This window comes from Candidatus Cloacimonadota bacterium (assembly GCA_021734245.1).
Lineage (GTDB): Bacteria > Cloacimonadota > Cloacimonadia > Cloacimonadales > TCS61 > B137-G9.
Genome location: JAIPJH010000057.1, coordinates 1 through 20,388 on the forward strand (window position 1 = coordinate 1; position 20,388 = coordinate 20,388).

13 protein-coding genes are annotated in these 20,388 nt (G+C 36.9%); 5 read left to right on the forward strand and 8 right to left on the reverse strand.

The genetic code is table 11. From position 1 onward, the window contains the following. Window positions 1-427 precede the first annotated feature (427 nt). Window positions 428-2,332, reverse strand: coding sequence for a transketolase (locus tag K9N40_09170; protein MCF7814637.1), 1,905 nt, complete (start codon window positions 2,330-2,332; stop codon window positions 428-430). A 166-nt stretch (window positions 2,333-2,498) separates the two neighbouring features. Between K9N40_09170 and K9N40_09175 the strand changes: the two genes are divergently transcribed. From K9N40_09175 to K9N40_09195, 5 genes are all read left to right on the forward strand, one after another. After that, window positions 2,499-3,644, forward strand: coding sequence for a murein transglycosylase domain-containing protein (locus tag K9N40_09175; GenBank protein ID MCF7814638.1), 1,146 nt, complete (start codon window positions 2,499-2,501; stop codon window positions 3,642-3,644). Window positions 3,645-3,819: 175 nt separating this feature from the next. Then, window positions 3,820-6,942 (forward strand): preprotein translocase subunit SecA, encoded by a 3,123-nt coding sequence (gene secA, locus K9N40_09180; GenBank protein MCF7814639.1) that lies wholly within the window; start codon window positions 3,820-3,822, stop codon window positions 6,940-6,942. Between the two features lie 80 nt (window positions 6,943-7,022). Next, a complete protein-coding gene (locus K9N40_09185; GenBank protein MCF7814640.1) occupies window positions 7,023-7,454 on the forward strand; it encodes a hypothetical protein in 432 nt (143 codons plus the stop codon). 15 nt (window positions 7,455-7,469) lie between these two features. Continuing rightward, entirely contained in the window at window positions 7,470-9,686 is a 2,217-nt protein-coding gene (gene topA / locus K9N40_09190; GenBank protein MCF7814641.1) for a type I DNA topoisomerase, read from the forward strand. A gap of 13 nt (window positions 9,687-9,699) precedes the next feature. Next, a complete protein-coding gene (locus K9N40_09195; GenBank protein MCF7814642.1) occupies window positions 9,700-10,965 on the forward strand; it encodes an ABC transporter permease in 1,266 nt (421 codons plus the stop codon). 4 nt (window positions 10,966-10,969) lie between these two features. Here K9N40_09195 and K9N40_09200 read toward each other — a convergent pair whose 3' ends face one another. The 7 genes from K9N40_09200 to K9N40_09230 form a co-directional block, all read right to left on the reverse strand. Further along, a complete protein-coding gene (locus K9N40_09200) occupies window positions 10,970-12,094 on the reverse strand; it encodes a GGDEF domain-containing protein (GenBank protein MCF7814643.1) in 1,125 nt (374 codons plus the stop codon). Window positions 12,095-12,126: 32 nt separating this feature from the next. Beyond that, the gene (locus K9N40_09205; GenBank protein ID MCF7814644.1) at window positions 12,127-13,227 is read right to left on the reverse strand and encodes a pyridoxal phosphate-dependent aminotransferase; all 1,101 of its coding nucleotides are present in this window, start codon (window positions 13,225-13,227) and stop codon (window positions 12,127-12,129) included. After that, window positions 13,224-14,021, reverse strand: a complete 798-nt coding sequence (locus tag K9N40_09210; GenBank protein ID MCF7814645.1) for a 2,3,4,5-tetrahydropyridine-2,6-dicarboxylate N-succinyltransferase — start codon at window positions 14,019-14,021, stop codon at window positions 13,224-13,226. Before K9N40_09210 ends, K9N40_09205 begins: the two co-directional genes overlap by 4 nt. A gap of 6 nt (window positions 14,022-14,027) precedes the next feature. Then, on the reverse strand, window positions 14,028-14,369 hold the full coding sequence (locus tag K9N40_09215; protein MCF7814646.1) for a DUF86 domain-containing protein: 342 nt from the start codon (window positions 14,367-14,369) through the stop codon (window positions 14,028-14,030). Further along, window positions 14,366-14,659 (reverse strand): nucleotidyltransferase family protein, encoded by a 294-nt coding sequence (locus tag K9N40_09220; protein MCF7814647.1) that lies wholly within the window; start codon window positions 14,657-14,659, stop codon window positions 14,366-14,368. Before K9N40_09220 ends, K9N40_09215 begins: the two co-directional genes overlap by 4 nt. A 77-nt stretch (window positions 14,660-14,736) precedes the next feature. Then, the gene (gene uvrA, locus K9N40_09225) at window positions 14,737-17,562 is read right to left on the reverse strand and encodes an excinuclease ABC subunit UvrA (GenBank protein MCF7814648.1); all 2,826 of its coding nucleotides are present in this window, start codon (window positions 17,560-17,562) and stop codon (window positions 14,737-14,739) included. Beyond that, on the reverse strand, window positions 17,563-20,163 hold the full coding sequence (locus K9N40_09230) for a DUF2723 domain-containing protein (protein ID MCF7814649.1): 2,601 nt from the start codon (window positions 20,161-20,163) through the stop codon (window positions 17,563-17,565). It abuts the gene before it with no gap. Window positions 20,164-20,388: the final 225 nt, after the last annotated feature.

Below are 20,388 nucleotides of genomic sequence, written 5' to 3' on the forward strand. Positions count from 1 at the left end.
ATGGTTTTACACTCTCACTTCTCAACTCTCATTTCTCATCTTCCCAAAGTCTCAAAGTCTCAAAGTCCCGAAGGTCCCGGCGTAGCTTTTTTTACTTCTCTTTCATCAGCGAAGCCGGATTGCTGGTTGTCATGGTTGTCATGGTTGTCGTTGTTGTTATGGTTTTACACTCTCACTTCTCAACTCTCATTTCTCATCTTCCCAAAGTCTCAAAGTCTCAAAGTCCCGAAGGTCCCGGCGTAGCTTTTTTTTAATTCTCTAGCATCAGTGAAGCCGGATTGCTGGTTGTCATGGTTGTCGTTGTTGTTATGGTTTTACACTCTCACTTCTCAACTCTCATTTCTCATCTTCCCAAAGTCTCAAAGTCTCAAAGTCCCGAAGGTCCCGGCGTAGCTTTTTTTACTTCTCTTTCATCAGCGAAGCCGGATTACTCGCTTCCTCGCATCAACGCTTCAACTCTTTCCACTACAGATTCAGCATCAAGCTTACAGGCTTTAAAGACATCGCTGCTGCTTCCAGAGAAAGCATAATCTTCCACACCAAATTTGTGGAATTTACAAGTAAGCCCCAATTGCATGAGTTTATCTGCTATGCTGTTTCCCAACCCGGTATGAACGTTGTGATCTTCGTAATTAAAAACGGTTCCGGTATTTGCTGCTTTTTTCAATGCTTCTTCATCCAGATCGACAGGGCAGGAGACGTTCCAAAGTTGAATTGAAATTCCTTTTTCTGCCAGTTTTTTTACTGCCTGCACAGCACGTCCGGTTACAGTTCCCATCACAAACATGGCAGCATCTTTTCCGTCTCGCAGCAGATCAGCTTTGCCATATTCGAATTTATAATTTTCATCAAAGAAAATGTTTCCATTTTTCTTTTTAATTATTTCCAATTTTGAACGACCCATTGGAACCAGGAAGTTTCCATATTTTTTTGAAATATAACGAATTACCCGATCCGTCTGGTTAGGATCAGCAGGAATTATCGTGCAGAAATGATAAAGGTTTTTCATCAATCCCAGATAATCGATACATTGATGAGTTTTACCATCTTCACCCACATCCAATCCAACATGAGTTGTAATCACTTTCAGGTTTGTATTATTTATATCGCTCAAGCGATGCTGGTTATAGGTTTCATCCACACCGAAAACACCAAAATCTGCCCAATAAGTTTGGATTCTTTCTTTGGAAAGAGCTGCAGCTGTAACTGCTGTGTTGTGTTCCATAATTCCACCCTGGAAAAATCTGTACGGCATCTCTTTTTCGAAAGATTTGGTTTTTACACTGCCCTGCAGATCGCAGTCAAAAACTGCCATTTCTGCATCAGAATTGAGTTTGGCAATATCAGCTAAAGCATTTCCCCAGGCAGAACGGTTATCTGTTTTATCTTTGTAAATTACTGGATTTCCCAAATTGAGATCGAAATCTTTCTGCTGATTTTGTGAATGTTCTTTGGCAATAAATTTTGATCGCAATTCTTTATATTTTTCCAGGTTATTTTCCTGATCTAATTCTTTGAGAGCAGCTACAAGTTCTGCTTCGTTGATCGGAGCACCATGATATTGATGTTTATCTTCCATAAAACTGACATCTTTTCCCATGGTTGTGTTTGCCAAGATAAGTGTTGGAACATCATTTTCCACAGCATCCAGGATTGCGTTTCTGATTTCCACCAGATCGTGTCCGTCGATCTCGATAACTTCCCAGCCGTCAGCCAGATAGCAATCCAGAATATTATTCGGCATCACGTCATCGATATTTCCGCTGATCTGAAGTTTGTTAAGATCAATGAAAGCGGTCAGGTTGTTCAATTTATATTTTAAAGCGAATTTACGAGCTTCGGAGAGCTGACCTTTTTGCTGTTCTCCATCTCCCATCAGCACAAAGACGTGATTATCATTTTTTTTAATTTGGGAAGCCAAAGCAAATCCACAACCTGCCGAAAGACCTTGTCCCAGATTTCCGCTGGCCCATTCCACGCCCGGAACATCCGGTTCCACGTGACCTTCGAAAATGCTTCCAGCCAATCGGAATTGAGAAATTGCGTCATCGATATCGAAAAAGCCAACTGCTGCTAAAGTCGAATAAACAGCTGGAGAAACATGACCGGCACTCATCACGACTTTATCTCGTTTTGCCCAATGCGGATTGTTGGGATCAACATCGATCATGTGATACAAAGTCAGCAGAAAATCTATCATAGACATCGAGCCACCCGGATGACCGGATTTTGCCAATGTGGTCATTTTTAGAATTGCTCCACGAGCAGCTTTTGCTTCTTCCTGGATTTCTTTCAACTTTTCGATGGAAAGCATTGCTTTTTCCAAATTCATTTTGTTTCTCCTAAAATTCACTTATTTTTACAGGCAAAAAATAATCATTTCCCAAATACGTAAAGCTAAAATTATGAAATGAAAATTTGAACCGAAATTCAAAAAAAAGCTTTACAAAGAAAAGAAGAAAATCCAAAAAACAAATTTAGAAGAAAAGGAGTTAATTATGAAAAAACTATTTTTTACGATTTTGATGTTAGGATTAATATATTTGGTAGCAGCTCAAGACAGTTTCGAAGATTTCAAGCAGCAGGAGGAAGCTTCCAGAGAACAATATATGCAGGAACAAGCGCAGGCAGAAGCAAATTATTACAACCAGCAGGATTCGCTTTTTACGCAATACAAAGAAGAGATTGAAAGATTGTGGAACGAGTTCAAAGAATCTACTCCCAAAGAATGGGTAAGCTACAATTCAGATTTCAGCGGAAGAAGTTCGGTAGATTTTGAGGAAGACCAAATTCAGGTAGAAGCTGTCTTGGAGCAGGAAGAAACACCCGATCAACCTCAACAGGAAGAAAAAGCAAAAGAGATCATCAAAGAGCAGGTGAAATCGATTCTGGAAGAAAAGGATAAAATCACAAATAAACCAATTTTGAAGGATCAAGTTACTACTTCCAACAATGAAGTTATCGAAGAAGATGAGATAGAAAAAGCTGCAGAAGAAATTGTGGAAGAAACTAAAGTAACGACCTTCAAAAATAAAGACGGAAAAACAATGGTAAAATACCAGATAAATTTGAGTTTGGTGCCGAACCATCTGAAAAAGCGCATCGAAGGATACAGACCGACAATAGAAAAATTGTGCAAAAAATATGATGTCGATAAAAGCCTTGCTCTGGCCATAATTCACTCCGAATCCTATTTCAATCCTAAAGCTTATAATCGTTTTGGAAATGCTTATGGTATGATGCAGATCGTTCCAAAATACGCTGGATTGACTATGAATAATTATATTTACAAAAGAAACCAACCACCAACATCAGATCAACTTTTCAATCCTGAAATAAATCTGGAAATGGGAATCGGTTATTTACGTTGGCTGGCAGATAATAAATGGGATAAAGTTGCGAATAAAACGAATCGAATGTATTGCGTTATTAGTAGTTACAATGGTGGCCCCGGCTCTATTTACAAAGCGATGACAGGTAGAATGACTAAGATCGGAGATAAATGGGAGCCAATGTTTGTAGATTTGAGTACAATAGACAGCAGAGAACTATTCAACAAACTGAAACGTGAAATTCCTTTTGAAGAAACCAGAAAATACATCGTTACTGTTACAGATAATATGAATAAATTTTATAGTGATTGATCGTTAAATTAAAATCTTAGGTTTTGTTCGTATAAAATCTCTGAATATATAATTCAGGAATTGTTGAGTTAAATTCATTATCGATGAAATCCTAATCTCTTTATCCTTATATATGCAAAACATTTGACAATGAAACCGACCTAAAAAGCATTGTCCAATCTTGAAGGTGAAAGTTATGATAAAGTTTTTAAAAGATAAATTATTTGGCAGCAGGCAGGAGAGGGAAATTAAAAAATTCGCTCCTGTTGTGGAAGATATCAATAGTGTTTATGAATCTCTTGAATCTAAATCTGATGATGAATTGCGAAATAGAATAACCGAGATTCGCCAGGAAATCCGTAATGAGCTTACTCCCAGAGAAAAGGAATTGGAAGAAGCTTATCAGAGATATCAAACCGAAGCGAATGACAATAGAAAGATCTCGATCGGAAATGAAATAGACAAACTTGAAAAAGATCTGAAAGAGCTCAATCAGAGTCTTCTCGATGATAATATGACGGAAGTTTTCGCCATAGTTAAAGATACCTGCCGCCGCTTACTTGGCCATGAATATGAAGTTCGCGATAATATAGCCAAATGGGAAATGGTTCCGTTTGATGTTCAGCTGATAGGTGCGATCGTGCTGCATAAAGGCATTATTGCAGAGATGGCAACCGGAGAAGGAAAAACTCTGGTAGCCACAATGCCGCTATTTTTGAACGCACTTTTAGGTCATGGAGCGCATCTTATCACGGTTAACGATTATCTGGCTCAACGTGACTCGGAATGGATGAGTCCGATCTTTGAATTTCATGGTTTGGAAGTTGGTGTAATCACAACAGGAATGGATAATTCCGATCGAAAAGAAGCTTACGAAAAAGATATAACTTATGGAACCAATAGTGAATTTGGTTTCGATTATCTGCGCGATAATATGGCTGTGAATGCCAGACAACTTGTACAGAGAAAACATCAATATGCAATTGTAGATGAGGTTGATAGTGTTCTTATCGATGAAGCCAGAACTCCGCTTATTATCAGTGGTCCTGTGCAGGAAAGTAAGAATTTCTTCAGCGAACTGAAACCAGTCATTCAAAAACTTTCTCATGCGCAAAATACGCTGGTGATGCGTTATCTGCGTGAAGTGAAGCAGGAATTGGCAAAAGAAGAATATGATGCCGATGAAGTAGGAAGAAGATTGCTTCTCATTCAGCGTGCAGCTCCCAAAAATAAATCTTTCATGAAGATGATGAAAGAACCTGAATTGAAAAAACTGGTAACAGATTTTGAAGGTTATTATCTGCGAGATAAAAAGATGCATGAGATTGATGCGGAGCTCTTTTATACAGTAGAAGAAAAACAGAACAGTGTGGAACTCAGCGAAAAAGGAAATGAATTCATCGCTGACAAAGAGCCAGATCTTTTCGTGATGGAGCAGCTGGATGACTTGATCGAAGCTGTTGATAATGACGAATCACTTTCTTATGAGCAGAAAATTAAAAAGAAAGATGAAGAAACAAATCGCTTCATGGATAAAAGCGAGAAACTTCACAATATAAAACAGCTTCTTCGTGCTTACAATTTATTTGAGAAAGAAAAAGATTATGTGGTTGTGGAAAATAAAGTGATGATCGTAGATCAATTTACCGGTAGAATGATGCCGGGTCGCCGTTTCAGCGATGGTTTGCATCAAGCGCTGGAAGCTAAAGAAAATGCTACGATAGAAGATGCAACGCAAACCTTTGCGACAATTACACTTCAGAATTATTTTAGAATGTATGAAAAGCTGGCTGGAATGACTGGAACAGCGGTTACGGAAGAAGGCGAATTTCAAGAGATTTATGATCTTTCTGTGCTGGAAATCCCCACAAATCTACCCATTACTCGTATCGATCATGATGATAAAATTTACCTGACTAAAAACGAGAAATATAAAGCGATCATTGACGAAATTGAATATTGGCACAAACATCAGAAACCTGTTTTGGTGGGAACGGTTACAGTGGAAGTTTCTGAAACTTTGAGCCGTCTTTTGCGTCGCAGGAATATTCATCACAACGTACTGAATGCCAAACTACACGAGAAAGAAGCTGAGATCGTTAAATTTGCCGGAGCTCCAGGTTCTGTAACGATTGCCACAAATATGGCTGGTCGTGGAACTGACATCAAATTGGGATCTGGTGTCGTCAGCAAAAAGAAAGAAGAATATCTTGATTTGGATAAAAAGGTTTCGGAAGAATTTCCTTATGGTTTACCACAGGATGGATTACACGTGATCGGAACAGAAAGACATGAAAGTCGTCGAATTGACCGTCAGCTGCGTGGTCGTAGTGGTCGTCAGGGTGATCCCGGAACATCAAGATTTTACCTTTCATTGGAAGATGATCTGATGCGTCTTTTCGGTTCGGAACGGATTGGACCGATGATGATGAAATTTGGTTTGCAGGAAGGTGAAGCTATCACTCATCCCTGGATGACAAAAACCGTGGAGACAGCTCAAAAAAGAGTGGAAAACTACAACTTTGAAAGCCGAAAGCAATTGCTTAAGTATGATGAAGTAATGAATCAGCAGCGCGAAGTTATCTACAAATATCGCCGAAATGTTCTAAAAGGTTATGACCTGAAGAACGAAATCATCGAAATGATCAAAGATTCGGTTTATGAGATGATCCTGGAAGTTATCGGAGAAGAACGTTACTCCGAAAACTGGCAGCTTGATGAAATCGTAAAATGGCTGGCCAGAAATTTTAATATCAGCATCGATGTAGAGGATATCTATTCCGATCATCTAACTTTTGAAATGCTTCAGGAAATGGTCGAAGATCTCGTTATAAAATCCTACGAAGAAAGAGAACAACAACTAACTTCCGAACAAATGAGAGAGATTGAACGACGTGTCCTGCTTTCTGTTGTTGATGAATTATGGCGAGATCATCTGCGAGAAATGGACCTTCTGAAAGAGGGAATAGGTTTCAGAGCCTATGCTCAGAAAGATCCACTAATAGAATACAAAAAAGAAGCTTTCATTTTATTCGAAACTCTGGTTGCAAATATAAACAGGCAAGTTTCCAGGAAAGTATTCACCACGTATATTGTGTCACCAGAGAATATCGAAGACTTCCTGAGAATGGCAAAGCAGCGACATGAAGCCAGCTCTGCTTTCGATCAACCGCAACCACAAGCTCCGAGACCAATGCCAAATAAAGGCGAACCACCCAAACTGAAACCTAGAAAAGTGGAACAAAAAGTAGGAAGAAATGATCCCTGTACGTGTGGAAGTGGAAAAAAATATAAAAAATGTTGTGGTAAAATTGTATAATAAATTTATTTTGTTCTCAAGTCGCACAGATCTCAAATTGCATTACATGATTTGTTCGATAAATATAAAATGAGGTAATAATGTCGCAAACACGTCTTGATGAAGTGATCGAAGTTGCACTGACTGACAAAGATTATAAAAAGAAATTGAAAGATCTTGGTATTTCCCAGGATGAATTGGAAAAATATATTGAAGAGATCATAAAGAAACCGGAACGCTCCTATCACAGGATTTTATCTGCAGAAGAAAAAAGAGCGATCACTCCTGATGCTTTTGGTTATCTGATGCATTTATTATTGATAAATTCAATTGAAAGTACCACATTGGAAAAGGTTATTACAATCTCTATGCAATTACATGTTTTTCTAAAAAGAAAAATAAATAAAAATATGATGGATGAAATAATCAATTATCTAATATTTTCTGGTCAAAAGGACATTTCCATTAAAGAATTGATGGATATGTTTTATCTGGAAAATAATGATTATGGTTTCGACGAAGAAGTTAACTAAAAGGAAAAATAAAGAATGAGTAAAAATTTGATAATCGTAGAGTCGCCTGCCAAAGCAAAAACAATTGGAAAGTTTCTGCATAACAAATACAATATTAAAGCTTCGATGGGGCATGTGCGCGATCTTCCCAAAAATAATTTTGGTGTAAATACAGCAGATGATTTTGATGCGAAATACATCATAGATCCCAAAAAACGCAAAGTAATTACCGAACTGAAAAAAGCTGCCAAAGAAGCAGATGAAATCTTTCTGGCGAGTGACCATGACCGTGAAGGAGAAGCTATTGCCTGGCATCTGGTTCAAGTGCTGAAAAAAGAGATATCAGAAAAACCTGTGCACCGAATCGTTTTTAACGAGATCACCAGAAATGCGATTCAGAAAGCAATGCAAAAACCAGGTACGATAGATGATAAAAAAGTGCAATCTCAACAAGCGCGACGTATTTTGGACAGGATCGTAGGCTACAATATAAGTCCGTTACTCTGGAAGATCATCACCAAAAATTTGAGTGCAGGCAGAGTGCAGTCTGTTGCACTACGCATAGTTTGTGAAAGAGAAGAAGAAATTATAAAATTCATTCCCAAGGAATATTGGAATATTGAAGCTATTCTATTCCGCGATCAACTGGAAGCTTTCAAAGCATCACTGCAGAAATTCAAAGGTAAGAAAGCAAAATTGAATGATAAAACATCTACAGATGAAGTTCTGCAAAACATAAAAGACAAACAATTTATAATTTCTAAAATAAAAGAATCAACACGTAAGATCCATCCTTCACCACCTTATATCACCAGCACATTGCAGCAGGATGCAGCAAGACTTTTGAGATTCTCTGCCAAAAGAACAATGCAGGTTGCTCAACAACTTTATGAAGGAATAGATCTGGATGGCGATACAGTTGGTTTGATAACTTATATGAGAACGGATTCGCTGCGAATAGCCAATGAAGCATTAAAATCTTGTAGAGCATTGGTAAAAGAACGTTACGGAGAAAAGAAACTTCATTCCAAAACTCGAGTTTACAAAACGAAAAGTAGTGCTCAAGATGCTCACGAAGCGATTCGAGCTACAAATCCATTTCATACTCCGGAATCGATCTCTAAATTCCTGAATAAAGATCAGATGAAACTTTACACGCTTATCTGGCAGAAATTCGTAGCAACTCAAATGATACCTGTAACTTTGAAATCAAAAAATCTGACAATAGAGATCGGTGATGCTGAATTTGGAGCAACAGGAAGCACAATAATTGAAAATGGATTTCTGGATGCTTTTCCTCACACCAGAGTTATCTTAGGAGAGAAGATCGATAAAGGTTATGCTGAAAAAGATGTTCTGGAATGTAAAAATCTGGATGCTATTCAGCAGTTTACCAAACCACCTTCCCGTTTTACCGAAGCTGCACTCATCAAAGAACTAGAATCTCTTGGAATTGGCAGGCCTTCTACTTATGCTACTATCACAAATACCATCCAGGTAAGAAAATACGTTTTTCTAAAAGAACGTAAATTCCATCCAACTGAACTGGGTTTGACTGTGAACAAATTCCTGGTTTCCAACTTTTCTGAATTCTTTAACGTAAAGTTTACAGCTGAAATGGAAGAGTGTCTGGATAAGATCGAATACGGAGAAGTTGATAAGGTTGAACTGCTTCGATCTTATTACAACTCGGTAAATGATTCGATTAAAAAAGTCGATTTTAAAGATGCCAAAAAAGAAGTGAGTGAAGAAACAGATATAGATTGTGATAAGTGTGGAAATAAAATGCATCTTAAATGGGGAAAGAACGGTCAGTTCCTGGCTTGTTCCAATTTTCCAGAATGTAAAAATATTAAGAATTTCACAAGAAATGACAATGGCAAGATCGAAATAGTGGAACCAGAAAAGATCGATGAAAAATGCCCGAAATGCGGGGGAGAGCTTATGCAGCGTTCCGGCAAGTACGGTGATTTTATTTCATGTTCCAACTTTCCAAAATGTAAATTTACCAAACCAATAACTCTCGGCATTAAATGCCCCGATTGTGAAGATGGTGAAATTACAGAAAAGAAAAATAAAAAAGGTAGATATTTCTATTCCTGCACGAATTACCCGAAATGCAAATTTATAACTAATTCCAAACCGGTTGATCTATCCTGTCCTTCTTGTGGAAATTACTATTTGGAAGAAAAAAATAACAAGAAAAAAGGTTCTTATAAAAAATGCCCGAAATGCGGGGAAGAAGTTTATTGATCGGATAAGATAAATGCATTTTATTGAAAGTGTCGGAAGCAGTTTTCAGAATATTTTTACTCACAAGCTGCGTTCATCATTAACTTTGCTGGGAATTGTGATCGGAGTTTTCGCTGTTGTTACTATGTTTTCCAGCGTTTATGGTTTAAAGCAGCTTATTACTGAAAAAATGGCAGATATGGGATGGAATAATTCGCTTATCATCTATCCCAGCAGTGGAGAAGAATCAGGACGTTCACGCCGAAGATTCCGTTTCCGTTATATTCGCCGAGAAGCAAAACCACTTACCTTTTCCGATTATGAAATGCTGAAAAGTGAGACAAGATCAAAATCAATTTATGGATACATAAATTCTTACGATAAATTTTATTATAATGAGATAGAAGGCAGAGTTCGCATAAGTGCTACAAATAATGAATTCTTTCAAAACAAAACCTATGTTTTACAGAAAGGACGTTTCTTTAATACATTTGAAGAAAGAAATGCAGTAAAGGTTTGTATTATCGGATATTATTTTGCCGATCGTTATTTCAAGCAGGATGATCCAATCGATAAAATGATCACAGTCGGTGAAAATCGCTATAAAATCATTGGAATTCTGGCAGAAGATATTTTAAACAAAGATGGAATGGATTTTAATCGCTGGGAAAGATATCATGATCTCAGGTCGGTTTATATTCCACTCTCCACAGGATCGATGTATTTAAGAAATGATAATGCGATAGATTATATTTATATTCAGGCTTATGATGGAAAATCGTTCTGGAAATTGAAGACACAGGTTACCCAGAAACTTCTGGCAAAGCACAAAATGACACGTGATTTCACCTTCAACGACGTGGGAGCATTGATGTATCAGATCACCAACGAAATAGGCGAAATGATGAAAAAATGGAATATCACCTTATCTGCCATAGCTTCTATCTCGCTGATCGTGGGTGGAATCGGACTTTTCAGTACATTGCTGATTTCTATAAATGAAAGAATGATGGAAATCGGAATACGAAAAAGTATTGGCGCTACTAATCTGGATATTCTCTTTCTTTTTTTGATGGAATCAATTATTTTAGCATTGTTGGGAAGTTTTGTTGGAATAGCAATTTCTACTGTGGTAGTTCAGATAATTGCCAAAGCGATCAATTTCAGTTTTCCAATTCCGATCGAAGGAGTATTGTTAGGGCTTGGTTTTGCGTTTGGAATCGGTTTACTTTCAGGATTGTATCCATCTATAAAAGCTTCTAAGATCGATCCTATTAAAGCAATTTATTATTTTGAATAAAAAATTATTTAGCTGAAACTACGCAATTCTTACCAGCATTCTTACCTTTGTACATTGCTTCATCGGAACTTTTGATGCAGGATCTGATTTCTTCTGGAACGTTGTAAACATTAACTCCCAGAGTCATCGTTATCTTAATTTCATGTTTTCCAAAAATAAAGGGAGTTTCTGCGATTGTTTTTCGTAATTTTTCTGCTAGAAGTTGACCACCTTCCAGATCGGTTTCGGGCAGCAGCATTAGAAATTCTTCGCCACCCCAGCGTCCGATTATATCCTGCTTTCTCATCGATGAACGCATCAAATGAGCTACAGACTGCAAAACAAAATCACCAGCATCATGGCCATATTTATCATTAACGATTTTAAAATCATCGATGTCTGACATTACAATTACAAAAGGTTTTCCATTTCTGCTAAAACGTCGTTTTTCCTGATCGATCTTTTCAATCATGTCTCGACGATTAGAAATTCTTGTAAGTGGATCAGTTCTGGCAATTTGCTCAAGTTTATAATTAGCTGAATTGAGTTCCTGATTCGTAAATTCCAGTTTTTTATTTGTTTTTTGAACAAGATGCCATTGACGATAACTTGTTACAGCAAAGATGATTACCAAAACAAGAATGATCAAATAATATTTTTGAATGTTTTCTTGATTTTGCAGAAGAAGTTGTTTATTTGCCAGCTCCAATTCCTGATGTTCTCTTTTTTGAAGCATCTCCAGCAGTTGATTTCGAATAACCTGATATTTGGTTTCAGCATCAATTATCGAATCAGCACCTATAAATTCATTGTGAAGCCTGGGTTTTTGCATCAATATCTCATTGAACAAGGTTAGATATGAACCCGCTTTTTCATAATCTTTGCAGAATGAATATGCCGTTGCTATATTGTAATAAGCAAGAATCAATTTATTATCATCATTACATTCAACAGCTTTTTCCAAGGCAAGTTCAGCATAATCAAGACTTTTCTTAAAATCTGTAAAATACAATTGAACGGAAAGGTTGTAAAGGAAATCGAACTGGTCTTCTATAGATAAGAATTTGATCTGTTCTTCAATATTTTCCGTGCTAAATAAAGAACTGAATAAAATACAAAAAAATAACAAGGCAAAGACATATCTTTGCATGTGTACAAACTCCCCCGTTAAAAAAATTAGAACTAAATAATTTCTAAAATTCTTTTGATCCCGGTTTCTAATAAATCAGATTCTATACCATAGTTAAGACGAATCCAATTTTCACCATTCCTTCCAAATACTGAACCCGGTATCACAATCACTTTTTGCTGCAAAATTTTCTCTATAATTTCAATATCATTTTTTACTTGTACAAAAAAGTAAGGATGGCATTTGTTTGGCAATAAATAATTTGCGGGAAAATATTTCTGCACAATTTTTCGATTATCTGCTAATCGATTAAGGATACTCTCTAAAACGATTTTGCCATCAGGTGAGAAAGCAGAAATGGCCAATTTTTGTGCTAAAGTATTTGCACAAGTACAAATATATTGATGAACTTTTATAATTGGTTCTATCAATTCTGATGAAGCAGAAGCGACCCAACCTAAACGCCAGCCAGACATGCCGTGAGACTTGGAAAGACTGCTTATGGAAAGTGAATTTGGATTTATTTCCAAAATCGATTGCGGTTTGTCTTCAATATAAAGTTCTCTATAAACTTCATCCACGCTCAAAAGAATATTTCTTTCATTACATAATTCAGATATTTGTTTCAGATCGTGAGATGAATAAGCTGTGCCAGTGGGATTGATTGGATTATTCAGTAAGACAATTTTTGTTTTTTTTGTGATCTTTGATTTAAATTCATTCAAATCAAAATGAAAATCATCAGGATCGAGTTTGAAACTGACTGGTTTTGCTTTCAGCATTCTAATAATGGTTTTATAAGCCACAAATCCGGGATCGGCTATCAGAACTTCATCACCGGGATTAAGATAAGCAAAAAGCGAAGCAAAAATAGCTTCCTCTGCACCTGCTGTGATGCAGACATTTTCCTTGAAATATAAATCGTAATATTTAGATATTTTTTCCCTGAGTTCAAGAATTCCGGCATTTGTTGTATAGAAAAGGTTTTCGTTTTCTATAATTTGTTCAGCTTTTCGTTTTAATGAATCGTGAAGTGGGAATTGGATTTCTCCCAGACCAAGATTTATCGCATCCTTGGGTGCAGAATTCATAATCTGCCGAATTTTGGAGATCTTCAGAAATTCAAGATGCTGAGCAAAAGAGATGTTTTTCATCTCAGATCAGCTTCCAGGGTTACGGATGCAGATGTTTTTTCATCTCGATATTTTATAATTATCGGACAATAAACGGAAAATTCGGGATTAGATTTCAACGGTCTATTTCCCGAAACAACCACAGCATTTTGGGGAATTATTACAGGTTCATTATTCTTCTTTTTCAGATAAGTTTTATTAACTGCATCATAAACTGGAGTTCCAGCTGTGATGATAACTCCAGCAGCAATAATGGCACTTTGCTGAACAATAACACCTTCATAAACACCGCAATTTCCACCTACAAAAACCTCATCCTCGATTATCACAGGATTTGCATTGATCGGCTCCAAAACTCCACCAATTTGCGCTGCAGCACTCAGATGAACATTTTTGCCAATTTGAGCACAGGTTCCTACTAAAGCATGCGAATCGATCATACTGCCTTCATCCACATAGGCACCTACATTCACGTACATCGGCGGCATCATGATGACACTTGATGCAATATAAGCACCTTCTCGCACAGCAGATCCTCCGGGAACAAGACGAAGATTATCTCTATTTGTAAGATCCTGTACAGGATAAGTGTCTTTATCAAGGAATTTTCCCATCTTAACGATCTTTCCCATTCTAAAACCGGCAAGAATTCCCTGTTTTACCCAATCGTTTGTTTGCCAGCGATCTCCAACTTTTTCAGCCGATCGGATTCGACCAAGATTCAGTTGTTCACGAAATTCATAAAAACATTGAAAATCACATTCTTGGAATTCAGTTTTTTTTGCTAATTCAATTATATTATCTTTTAAGCTCATAATTCCTTACCCAAAATTTGCTAATATTACTTCGATTTGAGATCTTAATTCTAACAGAAAATCTGTAGCAGTTTTATAAATGATACTATGATCAACGCCAAAATAATTATGTATTAAAATATCTCTCATACCACTCATTTCACGCCAGGGTATTTCGGGATATTTTTCTCTAATTTCAGCAGGAATACTCTTTGTAGCTTCTCCAATTATTTCAAAATTACGAACAACAGCATCTACAGTTTTGTCATCTATTATAAACTGATCCAAAGATAACTCATTCATATAATTTTGAATTTTATCAATAGAATTTAAAATATCCTCTACAAACAATTTATAATCGCGTTTCATATTAATTCGGCTTGTTGAAGTATGGAATTTTTAATTCTACTTTTCAAAGCATTTTCCATAACCAGATCTACTTTTATATTCAATAAATCTGAAAGGTAATTTTGTAATTTTATAAAATGTATAAGATCAATAGTATCTGAAAATGATACAAGAATATCAAGATCACTATTCTCAGTAGCTGTATTATTCAAATATGAACCAAATAATTTCAAATGATCAACTTTATATTCATCTTGAAATTTTGGTATATTGGATTTCAAAATCGATTTAATACTTTCTAAATCTTTCATATTTCCTCAAATTTCATATCAACGTAAACTATTATCTACAAATTATAAATCTCGTCAAATCAATATTTTCACATCATTTACTTCAAAACCTTTTTCAGAAATTTCCCGGTAAATGAGTTTTTATTTCCCGCAACTTCTTCCGGCGTTCCTGCAGCAACGATCTTACCACCGTTATCACCGCCTTCTGGGCCGAGATCAATAATGTGATCTGCACACTTTATTACATCCAGATTATGTTCGATTACAACAATCGTATTTCCAAGAGCTGCAAGTTTTTGTAATACTTTCAGAAGCTTTTTAATATCGTCAAAATGCAGACCTGTAGTAGGTTCATCCAAGATATACAGAGTTTTTCCTGTGCTTGTTTTACTGAGCTCGCGTGAAAGTTTGATCCGTTGTGCTTCTCCACCGGAAAGCGTAGTGGAGGCCTGCCCGAGTTTTATGTAATCCAATCCAACTTCCTGCAGAGTTAGTAGTTTTTTCTTTATTTTAGGAATTTTATCAAAAACTTCCAAGGCTTCCTGAACATCCAAGTTAAGAATATCGGAAATGCTGTAACCTTTAAATTTTACTGCCAGAGTTTCTTTATTGTAACGCAAACCTTTACAAGTTTCGCAAGTTACAAAAATATCTGGTAAAAAATGCATTTCGATTTGTCGAACTCCTGCACCACCACAAGATTCACAGCGTCCACCTTTCACGTTGAAAGAGAATCTTCCCGGATTATAACCTCTCAATTTTGAAGCCGGCAGATTTGAGAACAGTTGTCTGATCGGGTCGAAAAGTTTTATGTAGGTGGCAGGATTGGAACGTGGTGTTCTGCCGATCGGCTGCTGATCGATATTAATGACTTTATCAAAATTCTCCAGTCCTTCGATCGATTTGTGAGCTCCAACTTTTACGTTTGATTTGTTCAGCAATTTTGCAGTTGCTGGATATAAAATCTGATTGATAAGCGAACTTTTTCCTGAGCCGGAAACTCCTGTAACACAATTAAACAAGCCAACCGGAATTTCTACATCGATATTTTTAAGGTTATTTTGGCCAGCTCCCTCAATTTTCAAAATTCTAAAATCTGCTTTCTGCCTGGATTCTGGAACATCAATTTTCAGTTTTCCCGAAAGATATTTTCCTGTTAATGAATTCTTATCTTGAATGATTCCTTTCAAATCACCCTGGTAAATGATTTCCCCACCGTAAATTCCCGCTCGTGGTCCAAAATCAACGATCTGATCGGCTGTTCGTATCATCTCCTCATCATGTTCCACTACGATAACTGTGTTGCCCAGATCGCGTAAATGGAGCAGCATATTGATAAGCCGTTTGTTGTCTCGCTGATGCAAGCCGATACTCGGTTCATCCAGAATGTACATTACACCAACTAAACTGCTGCCGATCTGACTTGCTAACCGAATTCTCTGTGATTCACCACCGGAAAGCGTGGGAGCGCTGCGCTCCAAACTGAGATAATGCAAACCCACATTTACAAGAAAAGAAAGTCTGTTATTGATTTCCTTCAGAACTTCTTCTGCAATTATTTTATCGTTACCCAGAAGTTCGATATTATGGAAGAAATTGATAGCTTCCGAAATGGACATTTTGGTAATTACATCGATAGTTTTGTCATTGATTTTTACAGCCAGACTTTCTTTTCGTAGTTTTTTTCCATCACAATCGGGGCATGGTTTATTGCCAATGAACTGCATGTAATATCTTCGCATATATTCGCTTTTTGTATCATTCATGCGTCTTCTCAGTGTAGGAATTACACCATTAAATTTGGAAAAGAAAGTACCATTTCCACTGAAAGTTTGCCATTCAAATTTTATTCTTCTGCCTTTCGAGCCGTGCAGGATCAATGCTTGTATTTGTTTTGGAAGTTCATTCCAGGGAGTTTGTAGTGAAAAATCATATTCATGTGAAATGGCTTTGAGTTTCTTTATCTGCCAGCTGGATTTCTTTTTGGAAAGATTTCCCCAGGGAACAACAGCTCCCTGCATTATGGAAAGTTTTTTATCGGGAACGATCAAATCAGGATCAAGTTCCATTGTTGTTCCTAATCCGTTGCAGGTTTTGCACATTCCCACAGGGCTGTTAAAAGAAAAATGCTGAGGAGATAATTGCGGATAACCGATACTGCACCGAGAACAAGAGTTAGATTCGGAAAGATTTTCTTCTCTCTTTTCATCCACATAATCGATTTTAATAAATCCATCGGTAAGCCTGAGTGCTGTTTCCACAGAATCGAAAAGACGACTGCGAATGCCTTCTTTTAATCCGATTCTATCCACAACGATCTCGATATTGTGTTTACTTTTTTTATCGAGTTTTATATCTTCCGAAAGATCGCGCATTTTTCCGTTTATCTTTACTCGAACAAATCCTTCCTTGCGAGCTTCCTCCAATTCTTCGATGTGTTCACCTTTTCTATTTTGAACTATCGGAGCTAAAACCTGTAATCTGGTCCCTGGCTTATTTTCCAGAATGTGATCCGTGAGCTGATCAACCGTTTGCGCACCAACCAGATCTCCGCAATTATAGCAATACTGTTTTCCAATACGGGCATACAGAACGCGCAGATAATCATAGATTTCGGTAACCGTTCCCACAGTAGAACGAGGATTTTTGCTGGCTGCTTTTTGTTCGATGGAAATGGCGGGAGATAAACCTTCGATATAATCTATCTTGGGCTTTTCCATCTGGCCCAGGAATTGTCTGGCATAAGCAGAAAGAGATTCTACATATCTTCTTTGTCCTTCCGCATAAAGCGTATCGAAAGCTAAAGATGATTTTCCTGAACCGGAAACGCCGGTTATAACAATAAGTTTATTGCGGGGAAGGCGAACATCAATGTTTTTTAGATTGTGCTCCTGAGCTCCTTTGATGTAAATTTCTGTTTTCATTTAATTATCTTGTTTCATTTCCTGCATGCGCTCGATAAAAGCTTTCACAGTTGTTGAATCTTGGTAGGGCATCACTTTGCTGAGAAGTTCGATACCTTTATCATATTCCTCTGCAAAAGCCGAAGCCTGGAAAATTGCTTGAACAAGTTCAGGATCTTTTCTATTGTAGAAAACAGAATTTTCCAGATACATAAAACCTTCATCCACATCACCATTTTCGATCAGTGTGAAAGCTGCTTCCAGATAGAGTTGAGAAAGTCCTTCATAAAATCTGGATTTATCGGAAATGAAATCGATTGCTTTTTCCATATATTTGATGGCAGTTGCATAATCTCTTTGGGAATGGGCAAATTGAGAAGTTCGCATGAAGGCAGCTCCATAATTGTTCAGAAGCCTTCTCATATTTCTGTCTTTGTAAACAGTTTCATCCATCACAGCTCGATAAGAATAAACAGAATCGATATTTGTGATCAGGCGTTCCATATCAAATTGATTCCTGCCTTTTGTAGAAACCAGACGATCCACCATTCCTTCATTTTGCAGATGATCTTCGAAGCCGACAGCATCAGGAGTGGTTACAGCAAAATAGATAGGACGTTTGCCGTAATTGTCTTTGATAATCTGAATTACCGCCAGATCTTTTACATAAAGTATCGATCCGCCTTTGATGGTGACCGTGAATTTATCTTCAGGCCGTACTCCTTTAATTGTTAGTCTTGTATCTTTGGGAACCTGTTTTGGATAAAGTACAGATTTTGGATTATCCTGACATTGATCGATATGCCAATCTGGAATGTTGAACTCAATTCCTTCATGATCGATAAGCTGATGAATGTACCAAGGGGTATTTAAAAGGCTCAGATTCGCTATAGAAACATCTTTGCGAATTCCAGAACATTGTTCATTCTTGAACTTCATGGCACGTTCAATATTCGCTTTTGTAACCTCTGTGGGATTTACAGAAGTCTGGTAAATGATATTCTCAACATCACTGGCAGTAGAATCATTGGAAGGTGGAATATATTCTATTGCAGCCGGATCGTAAACTGCCTGAGCATACCACACGGGAAATGTGTCATTGTCGCCATTGGTGAAAATAATGGCGTTTTCTTCCACGCTGTTTAAAATATTTTGTCCGTAATCCAAAGCGATGTATTCTCTGGAACGATCATGAATAAAGTATTGGGAGGAGAGATTTACCATGGGAAGCAGTAAAACTATAATTGCAACAGCAACTGTAGCAGCCTTGCTCTTTCTGCGAAAGTAATCGATCAATCCGATCGAACCGATAGCCATCCACACAGTCCAGAAATTATAAGCTGTGGTAAAGAAATAGTCACGTTCTCTTACTTCAGCATCAGAAAGATTTATAACGAAAACCATAGCAATGGAAGCCATGAACATAAATGAGAAGAAATAAGCAAAGGCATGTTTGTTCTTTTTATATTGGTAATATGCTCCACCGATTCCCAGGAATGTAACAATTAAATTTGATAAGAATTGAATAAACATTTGCGGAGTTTTAAGGAAATTGGAAATTATCTCTGCATTGAAGAACTGCCAGCTAAAATAAGTAAGAAATTGATCTTTCATCTGGTAGATGAAGGAAGCACGTCGAATGAACATGCTTACTACGCCGTATTGACGGCGCAAAACATAATCTGTAAAAAGTTTGATCGTGTGAGGATATCCTTCGTTGATAAATGGCCGGTGAGCTGAACGAACATATAGGAAGAAATGTGTACTCAATCCCACAAAAATAAAGAAAAGTGCCAACCACCAGACCTTTGGTGCAACTTTGTCTTTTAGATGATAAACCAATATTGCTGTTGCTCCGAGAAAAAACATGTATTTGGGAAGGTCAGGCAGATTAGATGATTTTCCAATATTTAAAAAGATAAGATAGATCACTATCAGTCCAGCTAAATAAAGACCTGTTCTTTTCCAGAAGCCAGAAGTTTTAATGGCGTCTTTTATCATCGGGTACACTACTATAAAAAGAATAGCCGGAGCAATTTGCAATGAAGTTTGATGAATTCCGAAACCCAAAAAGAAAATATATACGATCAGAAGAAGAATATTCTGGTGCGACATATCTTCAGAACGTTCTACCCAAATAAGCGTTAACCAAACAATCAAATTAATCGTGAAGGCTAATCCGGAATAAACTTCTGCTTCTATAGCATTATTCCAGAAAGTAAAAGAAAAAGCTGTGTAAATGGCTGCAATAAATCCAGCTATGTAAGCCAGATAAGATTCATTTTCATCTTTTAAACCCATCGTAACAAGTTTGGATGTAAAGAAATAGGTGAACATTACTGCAAATGCTGAAAAAAGGCAGGAAAGGAAATTCACAACTTGTGCATGAGGAATGCTGCCACTAAAAATACTAAAAAATCTTCCTAATAAAATATAGAAAGGATTTCCAGGAGGATGAGGAATTCCTAAAATACTACTGCATGTTATGTACTCTCCAGCATCCCAAAAAGAAAGTGAACGAGCCATCGTGAGATAATACACGACTAACGAAAATACAAAAGTCAGTATGCCAATAGTTAAATTAAGTTTTTTGTTTATAAGAGGTTGAGGTTTTAAATTCATTTCAACTCCAAATCAATTTTTATTTTGGTGAAAATCTGTTTTGTGAATAATTAGCGTCAAGAGTTTTTATTAAATAATCTTTTTGTGTATGAGCTCCCTCTAAAAAGTATCAAAAAAAAACCTTTTCAATAAATATGAATTTTTTCATATTGAATCCATAAATAAGTGAAAAAAGGTATTGGTAATGTTTCGAAAAAATAGCGACCATAAACAAATGGATATATT

Excerpts from the sequence above, each read along its gene's own strand:
- K9N40_09170 (MCF7814637.1), bottom strand. The coding sequence starts at position 2,332 with ATGAATTTGGAAAAAGCAATGCTTTCCATCGAAAAGTTGAAAGAAATC.
- K9N40_09175 (MCF7814638.1), top strand. The coding sequence starts at position 2,499 with ATGAAAAAACTATTTTTTACGATTTTGATGTTAGGATTAATATATTTG.
- secA (MCF7814639.1), top strand. The coding sequence starts at position 3,820 with ATGATAAAGTTTTTAAAAGATAAATTATTTGGCAGCAGGCAGGAGAGG.
- K9N40_09185 (MCF7814640.1), top strand. The coding sequence starts at position 7,023 with ATGTCGCAAACACGTCTTGATGAAGTGATCGAAGTTGCACTGACTGAC.
- topA (MCF7814641.1), top strand. The coding sequence starts at position 7,470 with ATGAGTAAAAATTTGATAATCGTAGAGTCGCCTGCCAAAGCAAAAACA.
- K9N40_09195 (MCF7814642.1), top strand. The coding sequence starts at position 9,700 with ATGCATTTTATTGAAAGTGTCGGAAGCAGTTTTCAGAATATTTTTACT.
- K9N40_09200 (MCF7814643.1), bottom strand. The coding sequence starts at position 12,094 with ATGCAAAGATATGTCTTTGCCTTGTTATTTTTTTGTATTTTATTCAGT.
- K9N40_09205 (MCF7814644.1), bottom strand. The coding sequence starts at position 13,227 with ATGAAAAACATCTCTTTTGCTCAGCATCTTGAATTTCTGAAGATCTCC.
- K9N40_09210 (MCF7814645.1), bottom strand. The coding sequence starts at position 14,021 with ATGAGCTTAAAAGATAATATAATTGAATTAGCAAAAAAAACTGAATTC.
- K9N40_09215 (MCF7814646.1), bottom strand. The coding sequence starts at position 14,369 with ATGAAACGCGATTATAAATTGTTTGTAGAGGATATTTTAAATTCTATT.
- K9N40_09220 (MCF7814647.1), bottom strand. The coding sequence starts at position 14,659 with ATGAAAGATTTAGAAAGTATTAAATCGATTTTGAAATCCAATATACCA.
- uvrA (MCF7814648.1), bottom strand. The coding sequence starts at position 17,562 with ATGAAAACAGAAATTTACATCAAAGGAGCTCAGGAGCACAATCTAAAA.
- K9N40_09230 (MCF7814649.1), bottom strand. The coding sequence starts at position 20,163 with ATGAATTTAAAACCTCAACCTCTTATAAACAAAAAACTTAATTTAACT.